The sequence below is a fragment of the Oceanobacillus sp. FSL K6-2867 genome, assembly GCF_037963145.1.
Lineage (GTDB): Bacteria > Bacillota > Bacilli > Bacillales > Amphibacillaceae > Oceanobacillus.
This window is the reverse complement of sequence record NZ_CP150144.1, coordinates 3,959,436-3,972,990: the sequence shown is the minus strand read 5'-3', so window position 1 is coordinate 3,972,990 and position 13,555 is coordinate 3,959,436. Positions and strand designations below refer to the sequence as shown.

Genomic DNA, 13,555 nt, shown 5'->3' with positions numbered 1-13,555 from the left:
AATTTCTTTTTATAGTTTAACTATTATTTTAAATGAGAGCATGCGCTTCTCATCGCTGTATTCCATTATTTATTTGTTTAACTAAAAAATAGATTGGCTTTTTAACCTATTTATTTTATCATAAACTTATGAACAAAAGAAGTGCAGAACCGTTTCAGGCTTCAACAATTGCAAGTGTTTTGCCAAAAAGGAGGATAATATGAGTTTAGAAGTCAAATCAGTAGAAAATATGGAAATATTGCTTGAGGAGCTAGCTGATAAATTACAGGTTGTCAATCGGTCAATTATGGATCCAGAGGATTATGACCTTGAAAAATATGATGATTTAAAATTTATGTATGATATCGTTGCCAAAAAAGGAAAGTTAAGTGCATCCGAAACACAGGCATTTATTGAAGAGCTTTCTTTAATCAGGAAATAGACTTTAAAAGGCTGTGTCCTCTAAGGATAACAGCCTTTTCTTAATTAATGCGGAATAATGGAATCCAGCGCATATTTTGCTGCTCGCTGCTCTGCTTCCTTCTTCGTTCTTCCAATTCCTTGACCAGCGTTTTCCCCTTTTATAATAACCTGGGCAATAAATTCCTTATTATGGGACGGGCCTTTTTCATCAACAATTTTGTATTCAATGGTTTGATTTTTGTTTTGCTGCACTAACTCTTGCAGCTGACTTTTATAATCCATCGCATGCGAAAAAGCACCTTTTTTAATTTTAGGAAATACATGCTCTTCTAAAAAGTTTAATGCCTTATCAAATCCTTGATCTAAATAAAGTGAACCAAGAAAGGCCTCAAACACATCTGCCAATATAGCGGGTCTATTTCTCCCTCCTGTTTGTTCCTCGCCTTTACCAAGTAAAAGATACTTACCAAAGTTTAATTCTTGAGCAAAATTCACTAAAGATGGTTCACAAACAATTGCAGCACGTAGCTTTGTCATTTCTCCTTCAGGCATGTTTTTATTTTTTCGATATAAATACTGGGAAACACCTAGTTCCAGAACAGCATCGCCAAGGAATTCAAGACGTTCGTTATCTGAAAAAGCGACATTACGATGCTCATTCACATACGATGAATGTGTAAAAGCCTGTTTTATCAAGTTATGATTGTTAAATGTAAGATTAAGCTCTTTTTGTAATTGATCCACGTCCATTGTCTTCACCTCCATCATGTTTTTAGATACAGAAAGTCCCGCTTTCAGCGAGACTTTCTTTCATATTACGAACAAGCTTTTAAGCTTTAGTAATTTGTTTAAGCTTTGCTGTTTATGTAGTTTACAGCATCACCAACTGTATTTATATTTTCAGCATCTTCGTCAGCAATTTCCATGTCGAATTCATCTTCTAATTCCATTACTAGTTCTACTACATCTAGTGAATCAGCTTCTAAATCTTCTTTAAAAGAGGCTTCCATTGTAACTTTAGACTCTTCAACATCAAGACGGTCAACGATAATAGCTTTAACACGATCAAATACATCTGCCATTTTGCTTCACCTCCCTTCAAGTAGTATAAAATATTTGCCTAGGAAATTCTAGCAGAAACCGAAGAAAATAGCCACTTATACTTTTCTGGATAGTTAGGCATTTTATTCATAAAATATATAGAATGCGAACTAATTGCTTAGTTGGAGCATTCCTCGCCGTCCGGAATCGCTTCGGGAGGGTGCGCACCTTAGGGCACAGCTTCAGCCTCTTCGGAAGAAAACCACTTCCGATGGGTCTTCAGACACGTACTGTTCCCACTGGAGTCACTGCCACTATGCTCACTCGGACTGGTCTTAGCAATGTTTCTGTTTTGATTAACTTTGTTAGTAATAGCCAGGTGAGCCAGTACTAGCCTAGTATGTTTCCGTAATGGTATATGTCACAATCCATTTTGCACATTTTTCGCCAGTAATTTACGACAAGTATTACATCACCATTCCGCCATCGATGTGGATGGTTTGGCCGGTGATGTAGTTCGCGTCATCGGATGCCAGGAAGCGTACGACTTTTGCTACGTCTTCTGGTGAACCCAACTTTTCTAATGGAATCACGCCTAAGATTGCCGCCTTTTGTTCTTCATTTAATTCGTCTGTCATGTCAGTTGCGATAAATCCTGGAGCAACAGCGTTTACTAAGATATTTCTTGTTGCCAGCTCTTTAGCAGATGTTTTTGTAAGTCCAATTACTCCTGCTTTTGCAGCAACATAGTTTGCTTGTCCAGGGTTTCCGCTTACTCCAACAATGGAAGCAACATTAATAATTCTGCCTGCACGTTGTTTCATCATTTGCCTTGTAACAGCTTTTGTACAAATAAAGACGCCTTTCAAATTCGTATTTATAACTTGATCGAATTCTTCTTCTTTCATACGCATTAACAAATTATCTCTTGTAACCCCTGCGTTATTGACTAAAATATCTAAGCTGCCGAATTGTGAAACAACTTCCTTAACCATTGCTTTTACACTGGCTTCATCTGCAACATCTGCCTGAATTTTAAAAGCCTTTACGCCGAGCTGTTCTACTTCCTCTACTACTGCTTGTGCTTTCTGTTCGCTGCCAGCATAATTAATCGCTACATTTGCACCTTGGCGCGCAAGCTCTAATGCGATTGCTTTGCCAATTCCTCGAGATGCTCCTGTTACTAATGCACTTTTTCCTTTTAGCATTATGCATCCTCCCTATACCATGAAATAAATTCGTCCATTGATTTCAGATCCTGAACGGCAAACGTTTTGACCTTTTTATCAATTTTTCTTAGTAAGCCTGATAGTACTTTTCCATTACCTACTTCCACAAATGCATCAATGCCTTGTTCATTCATATGGTTAATTGATTCTTCAAATCGAACTGGTGAATACAATTGCTTCAAAAGCAAGTCCTTAATCTCTAAACGATCTGTTACAGCATCAGCTGATACATTCGCGAATACTGGAATATTTGCATCTTCAATCGATGTTTTATCTAAATACCCGGCAAATTCTTGGTTTGCGGATTTCATTAATCGAGAATGGAATGGTCCGCTCACATTTAACGACAAGACACGCTTTGCGCCTTTTTCTTTTAATAAATTTGAAGCAAGCTCTATTCCTTTTTGGGAGCCAGAAATAACAACTTGACCAGGACAGTTCAAATTTGCAATATCCACGATTTCATCCGTAATGTCAGTCAATACTTCAGTAATTTCAGCTTCGGATAACCCAAGAACAGCTGCCATTGTACCCTGCCCCTTTGGAAATGCTTCTTCCATTAGCTTCCCTCTTACAGCCACAAGCGGCAGTGCATCCTCTACAGTTAATGCTCCAGCAGCAACTAGTGCACTATATTCTCCAAGGCTATGACCTACTGTCATTATCGTTTCGACGTTTTCCTGCTCAAGCAATTGATGGATTGCAATACTGGTCAGAAGAAGTGCTGGTTGTGTGTTTTCTGTCTCTGTTAATACTTCGGCAGGACCTTCAAATATAATTTCCTTTATATCCTTACCTAATACATCATTTGCTTTTTGGTACAGCTCTTGCACTTGCGGAAATTTATCATAGAATTCCTTCCCCATGCCAACAGACTGTGAGCCTTGGCCCGGAAACATTAATGCTATACGTTTCATTAAATCACTCCTTATCTGATTCTATCGACTCTACTGTTGTCTTAATTGTATGTGTTACATCATTTTCTACCATATAGCTTGCTTGCTTGATTGCACTTAAAATTGCTCTGCTATTAGAAGAGCCGTGCGCCTTGATTACAGGAGCCGCAAGTCCAAACAACCCGGCACCGCCATATTCTGAGTAATCAAGCTTACTTTTCAGCCCGCGCAAATCATTTTTCGCCAGTGCTGCTGCGATTTTCGTTTTTGTTGAGGCCATAAAGGTTTCTTTTAATAACGTAAAAATTGTCTGGGCAGTTCCCTCAATCGTTTTTAGTGCAACATTGCCACTAAATCCGTCTGTAACAACTACATCAGCAGCATGATTTAAAATATCACGTGCTTCCACATTCCCAATAAAGTTTATTGGGGCCTTTTCCAGCAATTCAAACGTTTTTTTTGTTAAATCATTCCCTTTACCGCCCTCCGTACCAACATTTAGTAAACCAATTGTTGGACGTTGGATTTGCCTCACTTTTTCTGAATAGATTGATCCCATCACGGCATACTGAACTAGATGATCAGGCTTTGCATCAATATTTGCACCGACATCAAGCATAAGAAAACCTTCCCCATTTACGGTCGGTAATGTGGGGCTTAGTGCTGGGCGATCAATTCCCGGAATTCTTCCGATAACAAATAATCCTGCACTCATTAACGCTCCCGTATTACCAGCAGATATACATGCATCTGCATAGCCATCCTTAACGGCCTTTGCCATTAATACAAGTGAGGAATTTTTTTTGCGTCGCACTGCCCGGACAGGCTCATCATCACCAGTAATAATTTCATCTGTATGTACAATTTCAATATTTTTATCATTTGTTAAAAGTGGTTTTATTTGTTTTTCGTCACCATAAAGGGTGATATTTAAATTTTCAATTTCTGAAATAGCATCCATTGCACCTAACACTACTTCTTTGGGTGCATTGTCTCCACCCATGGCGTCAATTGCTAATCTCATTTATTTTTATCCCCTTTATTTTCATTTGATTGATACATATAAAATACACCAGAAAATACTTTTTCATTATCGACATAACTATGGACCCTTACAATGGTCCGGCTCTTTTCATCTTTCCCCTCAACTGCTGCCTTGGCTATCACACGCTCACCTTCGATCACTTGGCGTCTGAATTTAACCTCAGATTTAGCAGTGAGTGCAAGCTCATCATTAATCACTGCAACTGCCAATGAATTTGCCTGCGCGAATAAATTATGCCCTCTTGCAATTTTATTCCTGGAGAAAACGAGATCTGAAGTAATATCGAGAATAGAGATTGCACGCTTGTCCAACTCTAAATCAATAATCTCACCTATAACCTCGTCCAATGATAAAGCTTTAACCGTTTCATTCCATTGATTTGTCGCAACATGTTTAATTCGTTCTCTTAATTCAGGAATAGCTAATTCCATTCGATCAAGCCGAATCGTTTGTATACTTACCTGAAACTCTTTTGCTAAATGTTCATCCGTAATAAACGGCGTTTGTTCTATTTTTTCTTTTAACAGCCGCTGACGTTCCGCTTTTGTTTTTCTCATTGACCGCACCATCCACCATTCATCATATTTTCACTTTATGACTTGGTACTAATAGTAATATATAATAGCTACTTTATTTATGCAAGCATACTTTTAATCAATTTTATCTGCAAACGAAAATTCACGCTCCAAATAATGTTTGAGCGCAAAATACTCTTCATCTTCTTCCAATTGATTTGTTTCCACAATTTCCTGTGCATCATTTCTTGCAGTTTCCAGAGCACGGTAATCATGTATCATATCTGCTACTTTAAACTCAGGAACCCCACTTTGTTTTTTGCCAAAGAAATCACCTGGTCCCCTTAGTTGCAGGTCCTGCTCTGATAATTCGAACCCATTCGTTGTTTCAGTCATAATTCGCATCCGTTCTTTTCCAACCTCGCCCTTTGGTTCTGCAATCAAGATGCAATAGCTCTGTTTATCTCCTCTTCCTACTCGTCCTCTTAACTGATGCAGCTGTGATAACCCAAATCGTTCTGCATCATAAATAACCATTACTGTGGCATTCGGTACATTCACACCTACTTCTACTACTGTCGTTGAGACGAGGACTTGGACTGTATTTGCAGCAAACTCCTTCATCACATTATCTTTCTCCTGCGCGGATAGTCTGCCATGCATTAACCCAACATTTATTTCATCCGGATAATACGAATCAAGCTGATGGAACAAATCAACTGCGTTCTGAATATCAAGCTTATCTGACTCCTCAATTAGTGGACTAATAACATAGGCTTGCTCACCTGCAGCGACACGCTTGGCGATAAAATCCAGGATTCTTTCAAAGGTGTTTTCCTTTGCCCAAAGAGTTTCAACCTCTTTTCTTCCAGCAGGCATCTCATCAATAACTGAAACATCCATATCCCCGAATGCCGTAATTGCCAAAGTACGTGGAATGGGGGTTGCTGTCATAAATAACACATCTGGATTTAGTCCTTTATCCCTTAATGTTCGTCGTTGTTCAACCCCGAAGCGATGTTGTTCATCAACAATCACAAAGCCTAAATCATGAAAGAAGACATCATCTTGTATTAGTGCGTGGGTACCTATTACAATATCTACTTCACCATCTTGAACAGCTTGTAAAATCTCTTTTCGTTTTTTTCCTTTGACAGAACCTGTTAACAATACTAATTCAGCTCGTTCACCAAATAATTCTGTTAAAGACTGATAATGCTGTTCTGCCAGGATCTCTGTGGGCACCATTAGTGCACCTTGCTTTCCTGCAGTGATTGAAGCGTAGAGACCAATTGCTGCGACGGCTGTTTTTCCTGAGCCAACATCTCCTTGCAATAGTCGGTTCATTCGGTATGGAGATCTTAAGTCCGCCATTATTTGTTGTAACGACTTCTGCTGAGCTCCTGTCAGTTCAAAAGGAAAACTGGAAATAAATGCTTTTACTTTTTCTGTATCATAATGCTGAGCATTTCCTTCAGTTGCCTCCCGCTTCAGTTTACGCAATAGCTGCATTTTCAGCTGAAAAACAAGAAACTCTTCATATGTAAAACGACGACGTGCATGCTTTAATTCAACTCGGTTGGCTGGAAAATGCATCGCCTTAATGGCTTCCGCTCTTCTTGGGAGCTTATAGGACACCAAGATGTTTTCAGGCAATATTTCTGTAATTGCATCGCCGTAATCGTTTATTGCTGCTTCCATATATTTTTTTAACTTATAATTGGTTACATCACCTTTTACCGAATACATTGGCTGTACATTAGCCTGTTCATCAGCTCTTCCTTTTTTATAATTACTAACCGTAATTTGTAATCGATGTGCATCCCATTTACCTGTAAGTGTCATTGTATCACCAGCATGAATTTGTTTTTTCGCAAATGCTCGATTAAACATAACAGCTTTTATTGCTACACCTTCTACTTCGACCGTAAATGAAAGCCTAGATTTCCGTTTCCCATAAAAAGTAAGAGAAGGATCATGTACCACCCTTCCCTCAATCGTTGCTTTATCATCATGAATTAATTCACTCAGTGGTTTAATTTCATACACATCGTAGCGGTATGGGAAATACAGCAGCAAATCGGCAATTGTATAGATTTTTAATAATGCCAAATCTTCTGCTGCCTTCTCACCAATACCTTTAACGTGCGTTACAGGCTCGTTAAGCACAGTAAATCACTCTCTCTATAAAGTCATTCCAAATATTTTTTCTTTCAGCAATCTCCCTGTTGGTGTATCTGCTAATCCACCTTCACCTGTTTCACGCAAGCTGGACGGCATCTGTTTACCAATTCGGTACATTGCTCCAATTACTTCATCACATGGTATTCTGCTCGTAACACCAGCTAATGCCATATCAGCCGAAACAATTGCCAGTGATGAGCCTGCAGCATTGCGTTTGACACAAGGTACTTCAACAAGACCTGCTACCGGATCACAGACAAGGCCAAGCATGTTTTTCAAAGTTATTGCAAATGCTTCCGCGGATTGCTGAGGCGTTCCGCCAGCCATCTCAACTATAGCTGCTGAAGCCATCGCTCCTGCAGAACCAACCTCAGCCTGACAACCGCCTGCAGCACCAGATATGAATGCATTATTTGCTACAACAAACCCAAAGGCACCTGCTGTAAATAAATAACGGATCATTTGCTCATGTGTTGGATTCAACTGATTTTTTACAGCAAATAAAGTACCGGGAACACAGCCTGCACTGCCAGCAGTAGGTGTTGCACAAATGATTCCCATTGCAGCATTTACTTCATTTGTACCCATTGCTTTACTGACTGCATCTAATAACAAATGACCTGAAAGTGGTGTTTTTTCTCTCATATACGTTTGAATTCGGACTGCATCTCCACCGGTTAGTCCTGTCACGGACTCTGCCCCTTTTAGAGCATCATCAATTGCTCGCTCCATTACCTGCAGATTTTTCTCCATTTCTGCAAAAACTTCATCACGTGTTTTTTCTTTCACTTCCATTTCCTGGCGAATCATCACTTCAGAAATTAAAATATTTTCCTTCTCAGCTATTTCAACCAATTCTGCAACTGTTCGAAACATTGTTTACCCCCCTTTTAGAAATCAACTGTCAATTTTAGATATCTGTATGATATGGTCAGCACTTTCCAGCTCTCTTAATATAGTATCTTCAACGTTTTGATCAACTTCAATTACCATCAGTGCCTCTTTCCCGACATCTTTCCGGTTCACTTCCATATGACCAATATTAATCTCATATTTTGCTAGAATTTTCGTCACGGAAGCAATTGCACCGAATCGATCACTATGCATGATCAGAATTGCAGGGTGGTTGCCTGACAAACGGAGTACAAATCCATTCAGCTCCGTAATTTCAACTTTACCGCCACCAATTGAAATACCAACTAACTCCAATTGATCGGATTCATCTCCGATAACAAGGCGTGCAGTATTTGGATGATCCGCAGAAGCACTGTCTTCAATAAATTCAATATCAAGACCTTGCTTTTTTGCCGTATCTAAAGAGTTGCTTATTTTTGGATCATCCGTCTCCAGTCCCAGTAAGCCTCCTGCTAAAGCAAAATCTGTACCATGACCTTTATACGTTTTTGCAAATGATTCATACAAATAAATTTTTGCCCATGTTGGTTGCTTTCCAAAAAGATTACGGGCAGCTTTTCCAATCCGGGCAGCTCCTGCCGTGTGTGAACTGGAGGGGCCCACCATAACAGGACCAATAATATCGAACACTGAATTATATTTCATATGTTTCACCGCCTATTCTTTGCATAGTTATTGCTCTATTGTAAAGTATAACAAAAAAGTTTATAATTATCATTTGTGGATTATAGAACTATTGTCTATTCATAGAAGTTGAGCCATTTATTAACAATCGACTCAAATAGAATGACAATTCTATATATCGGGTGGGAGAGGGATAGCAAATCGTTAGAGGAAATCAAATGAAACAAAAAATTTCATTAAGAAACGAAATTATTGCAGGTATCATTGGCTACTTTACCACTGTTTATATCGTTGTAGTCAATGGCTCTATATTGAGTGAAGCAGGCATTTCGCTTGAAACAGGTATGATTGCTACTATCATGGCCAGCTTTGTCGGCACAATGATCATGGGATTCTTCGGTAGACTGCCACTAATTTTAATTCCCGGGATGGGTATTAACGCTCTTTTCGCCTATTCGATTATAAATAATAACGATTTTACGTTTCAAGAAGGTCTTGCTGTAGTGCTTATGGCAGCTCTCATTTTCCTTGTAACGGCATTTACAAAGATTGCAGTCATATTGAAAAATGCAATTCCAGAATCCTTGACGCATGCTATTACGGTCGGACTCGGTTTTTTCTTAATTTTAATCGGTTTGGAAAAAAGCGGCATCGTTGTTAGCGGGGACAGTACAATCATCGCTATCGGCGATTTTACATCAACACCTGTAGTTGTAGGATTGCTTACCTTATTTATTGCGATATTTCTTTTTGTAAAAAATGTACCTGCAAACTTTTTGATTACAATGATTATCGGCACCATACTTGCAGCTATTTTCGGTATAAAGCAACCGGAAGTCGATTCTGTTCATGTACACGTCAATGAATTGCTATTTATCCCTTCGTTTGGCGCAATGGGAGATTTTGCATTCTGGCTAGCAGTATTTCCACTAGCATTGATTCTTATTTTTGAAAACATGGGAATTTTAACAGGACAGCTTGGAATGCTGAAACGCCACGAAAGTTATAATAAAGCATATCGAATTACTGCATTTTCAACCGTTACATCCGCATTTTTAGGGACCTCGCCAACGGTTTCTGGCGCTGAAAATGCCGCAGTAATAGCATCTGGCGGTAAAACAGGACGGGCAGCAATAACAGCTGGTATTCTCTTTCTGGTTACCATTTTTATCATACCTTGGATATCGATGGTTCCATACACTGCCATCAGCCCAATACTAATTATTGTGGGATTTTTAATGGCGCAAAATATTAAGCACTTGCCATTAAATGACATAGCTGATTCAATACCAGCGCTTTTAATTGTTGTTATGATTCCATTCACCTATAGCATTGGTGATGGGATGGCATTCGGCTTTATTGCATATCCAATTGTTAAAATAGCTTTAGGTAAACTGAACGAATTGACAATACCGTTAATTATTATTTCCAGCCTATTTTTCCTTGAATTTATATTGAAAATAACAGGCATATAACAGTCAACCCCAGCTTAAGGAAACCGTATGAGAATCCTAAAGCTGGGGTGATCTTTATCTAGTTATCATCATCATTTTTTGACTCTTTAATATGCTGCTGAATCTTTTCCTGCACCTTTTCTTCCACTTCCTCAACTCGCTCATCTTTCAGATGTCTCTCTGGCTTTGGATGAAACCATTTAATTTCGTCATCAAGGAAAATCCCTTTGTATTCATTTCCTTGAATCATCAATTTAAATTGGTGCACAACGTTTGACTGATCAGCAAACAGAGGTGTTACTTCCATATCATCTGTTTCGTCTTTTATTCCATGCTCATCCAATAGCCGATGTACTTCCTTTTCAACAGCTTTTAAATAGATTTCTCCCAAATCTTGTTGTGGGTGTGGATGCAGCCATTGTATTTCCCCATCATGAAAGTTACCGACATAATTATTCCCATCAACTTTTAGCTTGAATTGATGTCTTTCATATGTCCGGTCTTCAAAAATTTGTTCTACTTCAAAATTATCGACCAGTGTCAACGCCTCCTTAAATTGATCCTTTAAATACGGTATTCCCATATTTCATAAAAAAAACACATAATCGAATCAATTACTAAAATTTTCACACCAACCATCATGGACTATTCCATTCAGTTTGTAAAGACTTGTATTTCTGAATAAATATTTCAATTTATTTACCAGAGGTAAAAAAGCTGCATCATCAACATTTATCATGTACATAAATTGGTTTACATCTTTAGCACCTATAGAATTAGCTTTAAGTTTTAATATTTCACTTTGTAATATGGTCCAGCACCCAAATCTACAGGCAAAGATAAAATCTCGCTGACAGTTACGAATTGATAACCATCTTTGATAAGCACAGTTAATAATTCAGGTAAAGCATCAGCTGTTGCCTGATGGATATCGTGCATCAAAACAATTGCACCGGGAGTGATACTGTTCAGAATTTCCTCCTTTATCATTTTAGCATTTCTCGTTTTCCAGTCCATGGAGTCAACTGACCATAAAATAAGAGAGGTTCCTAATGCTGTAGCTGTTTCCTCAACTCGCTTATCAAATATGCCATAGGGAGGTCTAGTCATCATTGGATACTGTCCGCTCGCTTCTTCTATGTTTCTAGCAGATTCAGAAATTTCTTCTTCAATATCATATGTATCTAACTTAACTAAATTTTGATGTAAATTTGTATGATTACCAATTTCATGACCTGCCATAGCAACCTCCTTGGCCATCGATGGGTTCGCTCTCGCTTGACTGGCAAGCATGAAAAATGTAGCTTTAACATTATACTCTGCTAGAGCCTTAAGTACTTGAGGAGTAACGTTTGAATTAGGACCATCATCAAATGTAAGTGCAATATATTTCTCATTCCGGTCCAAACTATTTACTACTTTTGAATCCTTTTGTGCGAGATACTGTTTATCATGTAATAACGTTTCTTTCAATTCATGGTCCGCCTCCTTTTTCACTATCAAAGCAGTTTGTGAACTACTCCCAACCGACACACCTGAAATGAAAAAAAGGGTTACCGCAATAAGTATAATCAATACCCACCCCGGCCAACGAATTCTTCTATTCATTTTTTATTTATCCTCTCTAGCAGGCTATCAGCAGAGCTAATAGCCTTACCTTACCTACATGCTATACTTATTATTGATGGTCAGAGTAATTAATGAATGTATTCATTACTAACGAGTACTTCACTTAACACTTCAGTTGGAATTATGAATTCAACAGTCCCCATATATCCTGGTGCAACCTCATATTCATTAAAAGAGATAACAAGCTTGCCATCATTATTAATATAAAATTGCTGTTTAGCTTGTATTGTTTCAAAGAAATCACCAAAGTCTTCCAAGCCAGCACCTTCCACCCAATACACTTTATCAGTACCTGAATTCATTTGTTCACGCATCTGATCTTTGATATTTTCGCTGATTTTCTGAATATAGCTGTCGTTTTTGAACAACATTGGTAGTGACAGCAAGATTTCATTCTTTTTATCAATCGTGTCGTATTGAAGCGTCGTTGAACCCGATGCAGCAATTCTATCGACATACCTTTCTAACACAAGGATTTGTTCATTTTCTGTCTTCACTTCGAAGCCGCTAGAAATCGAATAATGCCCTGATTCTCCCTCGTTAACCATTTCCATGATAGCTTCAAACTCTTTATAAAGGGTTTTGCCTTCCTCTAAGTAGTCCTCATTTAGACTATCTTCAAGTTTTTTGTTTTCCAAGTCTTTTACTGCAGGTACTTTTATATCTGCAGATAAAAGTTTATCACCCTCCTCAAATTGTGTAACCGTTATAACCTTTACAACCTCTCCAACTATAGGTACCTCAGATAAAGCTTGAGCCATTGCTGGACTGACATTGACACTCGTTGTAAATAGTAAAGCAGCTGCTGCTACACCAGCAGACCATTTAGCTGTAAGTCTTTTAGTTCTCCGTTTTTTCAGTGCATCTTGTACAACACTATCAAGTTCTTTTGGAATCACAATTTCATCATACTTTTTCTTTAAGGATTTAAAATTTCTTCCCATGTTTAACCTCCTCCTCAATAGTTGGATCTTCATCCAGTTCAACTTTCAATATTTTCAAAGCTCTGTACAGCCTTGTTTTAATCGTATTAACATTTTCATCCATAATTTTAGCGACTTCTTCTATTTTCATATCCTCAAAATATCTTAGTATGATTATTGTTCTGTACTTATCCGGAAGGTGATTAATCGCCTCTTGTAAATCTAAATGGTGATACTCATCTTCTCTGCCATTTGCTAAAACCTCCATCACAGTATCATCTACTACACTCACCCGTTTATACTTTCGCAAATGATCCAAGGAAGTGTTTACAACTATCTTATAAAACCAACTTCTTAAACCAACTTGATTCTCCAATGTGCTGATGCGAATTAGGGCTTTATGAATCGCATCCTGTACAATGTCAAGCGCATCCTCTTGATTTCCTACATAGCTATAGGCAATTCTATAAAAACGCTCCTTATTTTCTATAATAAACGCGGTTAATTCTTTTTCTAATTTTGATTTTTTAAACAAACCCATCTAAAAGAGCTCCTTTTCAGCGGTTAATAAGCTTATACATAATAGACGTACGAACAGCTTAAAAAGTTTGCACATTTATAATATATTTTTTAAAACAGTGATTTTAATCATACATTGTCGTTATAGGTATCCCTTTATTAATTAATCTATTCGCAGA

General features: G+C 38.1%; 15 protein-coding genes. 2 read left to right on the top strand and 13 right to left on the bottom strand.

What is annotated here, in order from left to right; genetic code table 11:
• The first annotated feature begins 199 nt into the window (after positions 1 to 199).
• Positions 200 to 421, top strand: coding sequence for a DUF1128 domain-containing protein (locus tag NSQ77_RS19190; protein WP_339227678.1), 222 nt, complete (start codon positions 200 to 202; stop codon positions 419 to 421).
• A gap of 44 nt (positions 422 to 465) precedes the next feature.
• Here the strand turns inward: NSQ77_RS19190 and rnc are convergent, their stop codons facing one another.
• The 9 genes from rnc to sdaAB all read right to left on the bottom strand — a co-directional run bounded on the left by rnc (position 466) and on the right by sdaAB (position 8,872).
• Positions 466 to 1,152: a ribonuclease III gene (rnc, locus tag NSQ77_RS19185; RefSeq protein WP_339227677.1), complete on the bottom strand. Its 687-nt coding sequence runs from the start codon at positions 1,150 to 1,152 to the stop codon at positions 466 to 468.
• A gap of 98 nt (positions 1,153 to 1,250) precedes the next feature.
• Positions 1,251 to 1,484, bottom strand: coding sequence for an acyl carrier protein (acpP, locus tag NSQ77_RS19180; RefSeq protein WP_149476277.1), 234 nt, complete (start codon positions 1,482 to 1,484; stop codon positions 1,251 to 1,253).
• Positions 1,485 to 1,910: 426 nt separating this feature from the next.
• Positions 1,911 to 2,651, bottom strand: a complete 741-nt coding sequence (gene fabG, locus NSQ77_RS19175) for a 3-oxoacyl-[acyl-carrier-protein] reductase (protein ID WP_339227676.1) — start codon at positions 2,649 to 2,651, stop codon at positions 1,911 to 1,913.
• The gene (fabD, locus tag NSQ77_RS19170; RefSeq protein ID WP_339227675.1) at positions 2,651 to 3,589 is read right to left on the bottom strand and encodes an ACP S-malonyltransferase; all 939 of its coding nucleotides are present in this window, start codon (positions 3,587 to 3,589) and stop codon (positions 2,651 to 2,653) included. The genes fabG and fabD overlap by 1 nt, the downstream gene beginning before the upstream one ends.
• Positions 3,590 to 3,593: 4 nt before the next feature.
• Positions 3,594 to 4,592 (bottom strand): phosphate acyltransferase PlsX, encoded by a 999-nt coding sequence (plsX, locus tag NSQ77_RS19165; protein ID WP_339227674.1) that lies wholly within the window; start codon positions 4,590 to 4,592, stop codon positions 3,594 to 3,596.
• Positions 4,589 to 5,170 (bottom strand): transcription factor FapR, encoded by a 582-nt coding sequence (gene fapR / locus NSQ77_RS19160; protein WP_339227673.1) that lies wholly within the window; start codon positions 5,168 to 5,170, stop codon positions 4,589 to 4,591. The genes plsX and fapR overlap by 4 nt, the downstream gene beginning before the upstream one ends.
• A gap of 93 nt (positions 5,171 to 5,263) precedes the next feature.
• Positions 5,264 to 7,297 carry an ATP-dependent DNA helicase RecG gene (recG, locus tag NSQ77_RS19155; protein WP_339227672.1) on the bottom strand — a complete coding sequence of 678 codons (2,034 nt, stop codon included), beginning with the start codon at positions 7,295 to 7,297 and terminating at the stop codon, positions 5,264 to 5,266.
• Positions 7,298 to 7,312: 15 nt separating this feature from the next.
• Positions 7,313 to 8,188, bottom strand: a complete 876-nt coding sequence (gene sdaAA, locus NSQ77_RS19150) for an L-serine ammonia-lyase, iron-sulfur-dependent, subunit alpha (RefSeq protein ID WP_339227671.1) — start codon at positions 8,186 to 8,188, stop codon at positions 7,313 to 7,315.
• A 21-nt stretch (positions 8,189 to 8,209) separates the two neighbouring features.
• Positions 8,210 to 8,872: an L-serine ammonia-lyase, iron-sulfur-dependent subunit beta gene (gene sdaAB / locus NSQ77_RS19145; protein ID WP_339227670.1), complete on the bottom strand. Its 663-nt coding sequence runs from the start codon at positions 8,870 to 8,872 to the stop codon at positions 8,210 to 8,212.
• A gap of 197 nt (positions 8,873 to 9,069) precedes the next feature.
• Between sdaAB and NSQ77_RS19140 the strand changes: the two genes are divergently transcribed.
• Complete coding sequence (locus NSQ77_RS19140) at positions 9,070 to 10,326, top strand: NCS2 family permease (protein WP_339227669.1); 1,257 nt, start codon at positions 9,070 to 9,072, stop codon at positions 10,324 to 10,326.
• A gap of 58 nt (positions 10,327 to 10,384) precedes the next feature.
• Here NSQ77_RS19140 and NSQ77_RS19135 read toward each other — a convergent pair whose 3' ends face one another.
• The 4 genes from NSQ77_RS19135 to NSQ77_RS19120 form a co-directional block, all read right to left on the bottom strand.
• Positions 10,385 to 10,849, bottom strand: a complete 465-nt coding sequence (locus tag NSQ77_RS19135; protein WP_339227668.1) for a HicA family toxin-antitoxin system — start codon at positions 10,847 to 10,849, stop codon at positions 10,385 to 10,387.
• Between the two features lie 245 nt (positions 10,850 to 11,094).
• The gene (locus NSQ77_RS19130; RefSeq protein WP_339227667.1) at positions 11,095 to 11,913 is read right to left on the bottom strand and encodes a polysaccharide deacetylase family protein; all 819 of its coding nucleotides are present in this window, start codon (positions 11,911 to 11,913) and stop codon (positions 11,095 to 11,097) included.
• A gap of 89 nt (positions 11,914 to 12,002) precedes the next feature.
• A complete protein-coding gene (locus NSQ77_RS19125) occupies positions 12,003 to 12,878 on the bottom strand; it encodes a DUF3298 domain-containing protein (protein WP_339227666.1) in 876 nt (291 codons plus the stop codon).
• Positions 12,862 to 13,398, bottom strand: coding sequence for an RNA polymerase sigma factor (locus NSQ77_RS19120; protein ID WP_339227665.1), 537 nt, complete (start codon positions 13,396 to 13,398; stop codon positions 12,862 to 12,864). The genes NSQ77_RS19125 and NSQ77_RS19120 overlap by 17 nt, the downstream gene beginning before the upstream one ends.
• Positions 13,399 to 13,555 lie beyond the last annotated feature (157 nt).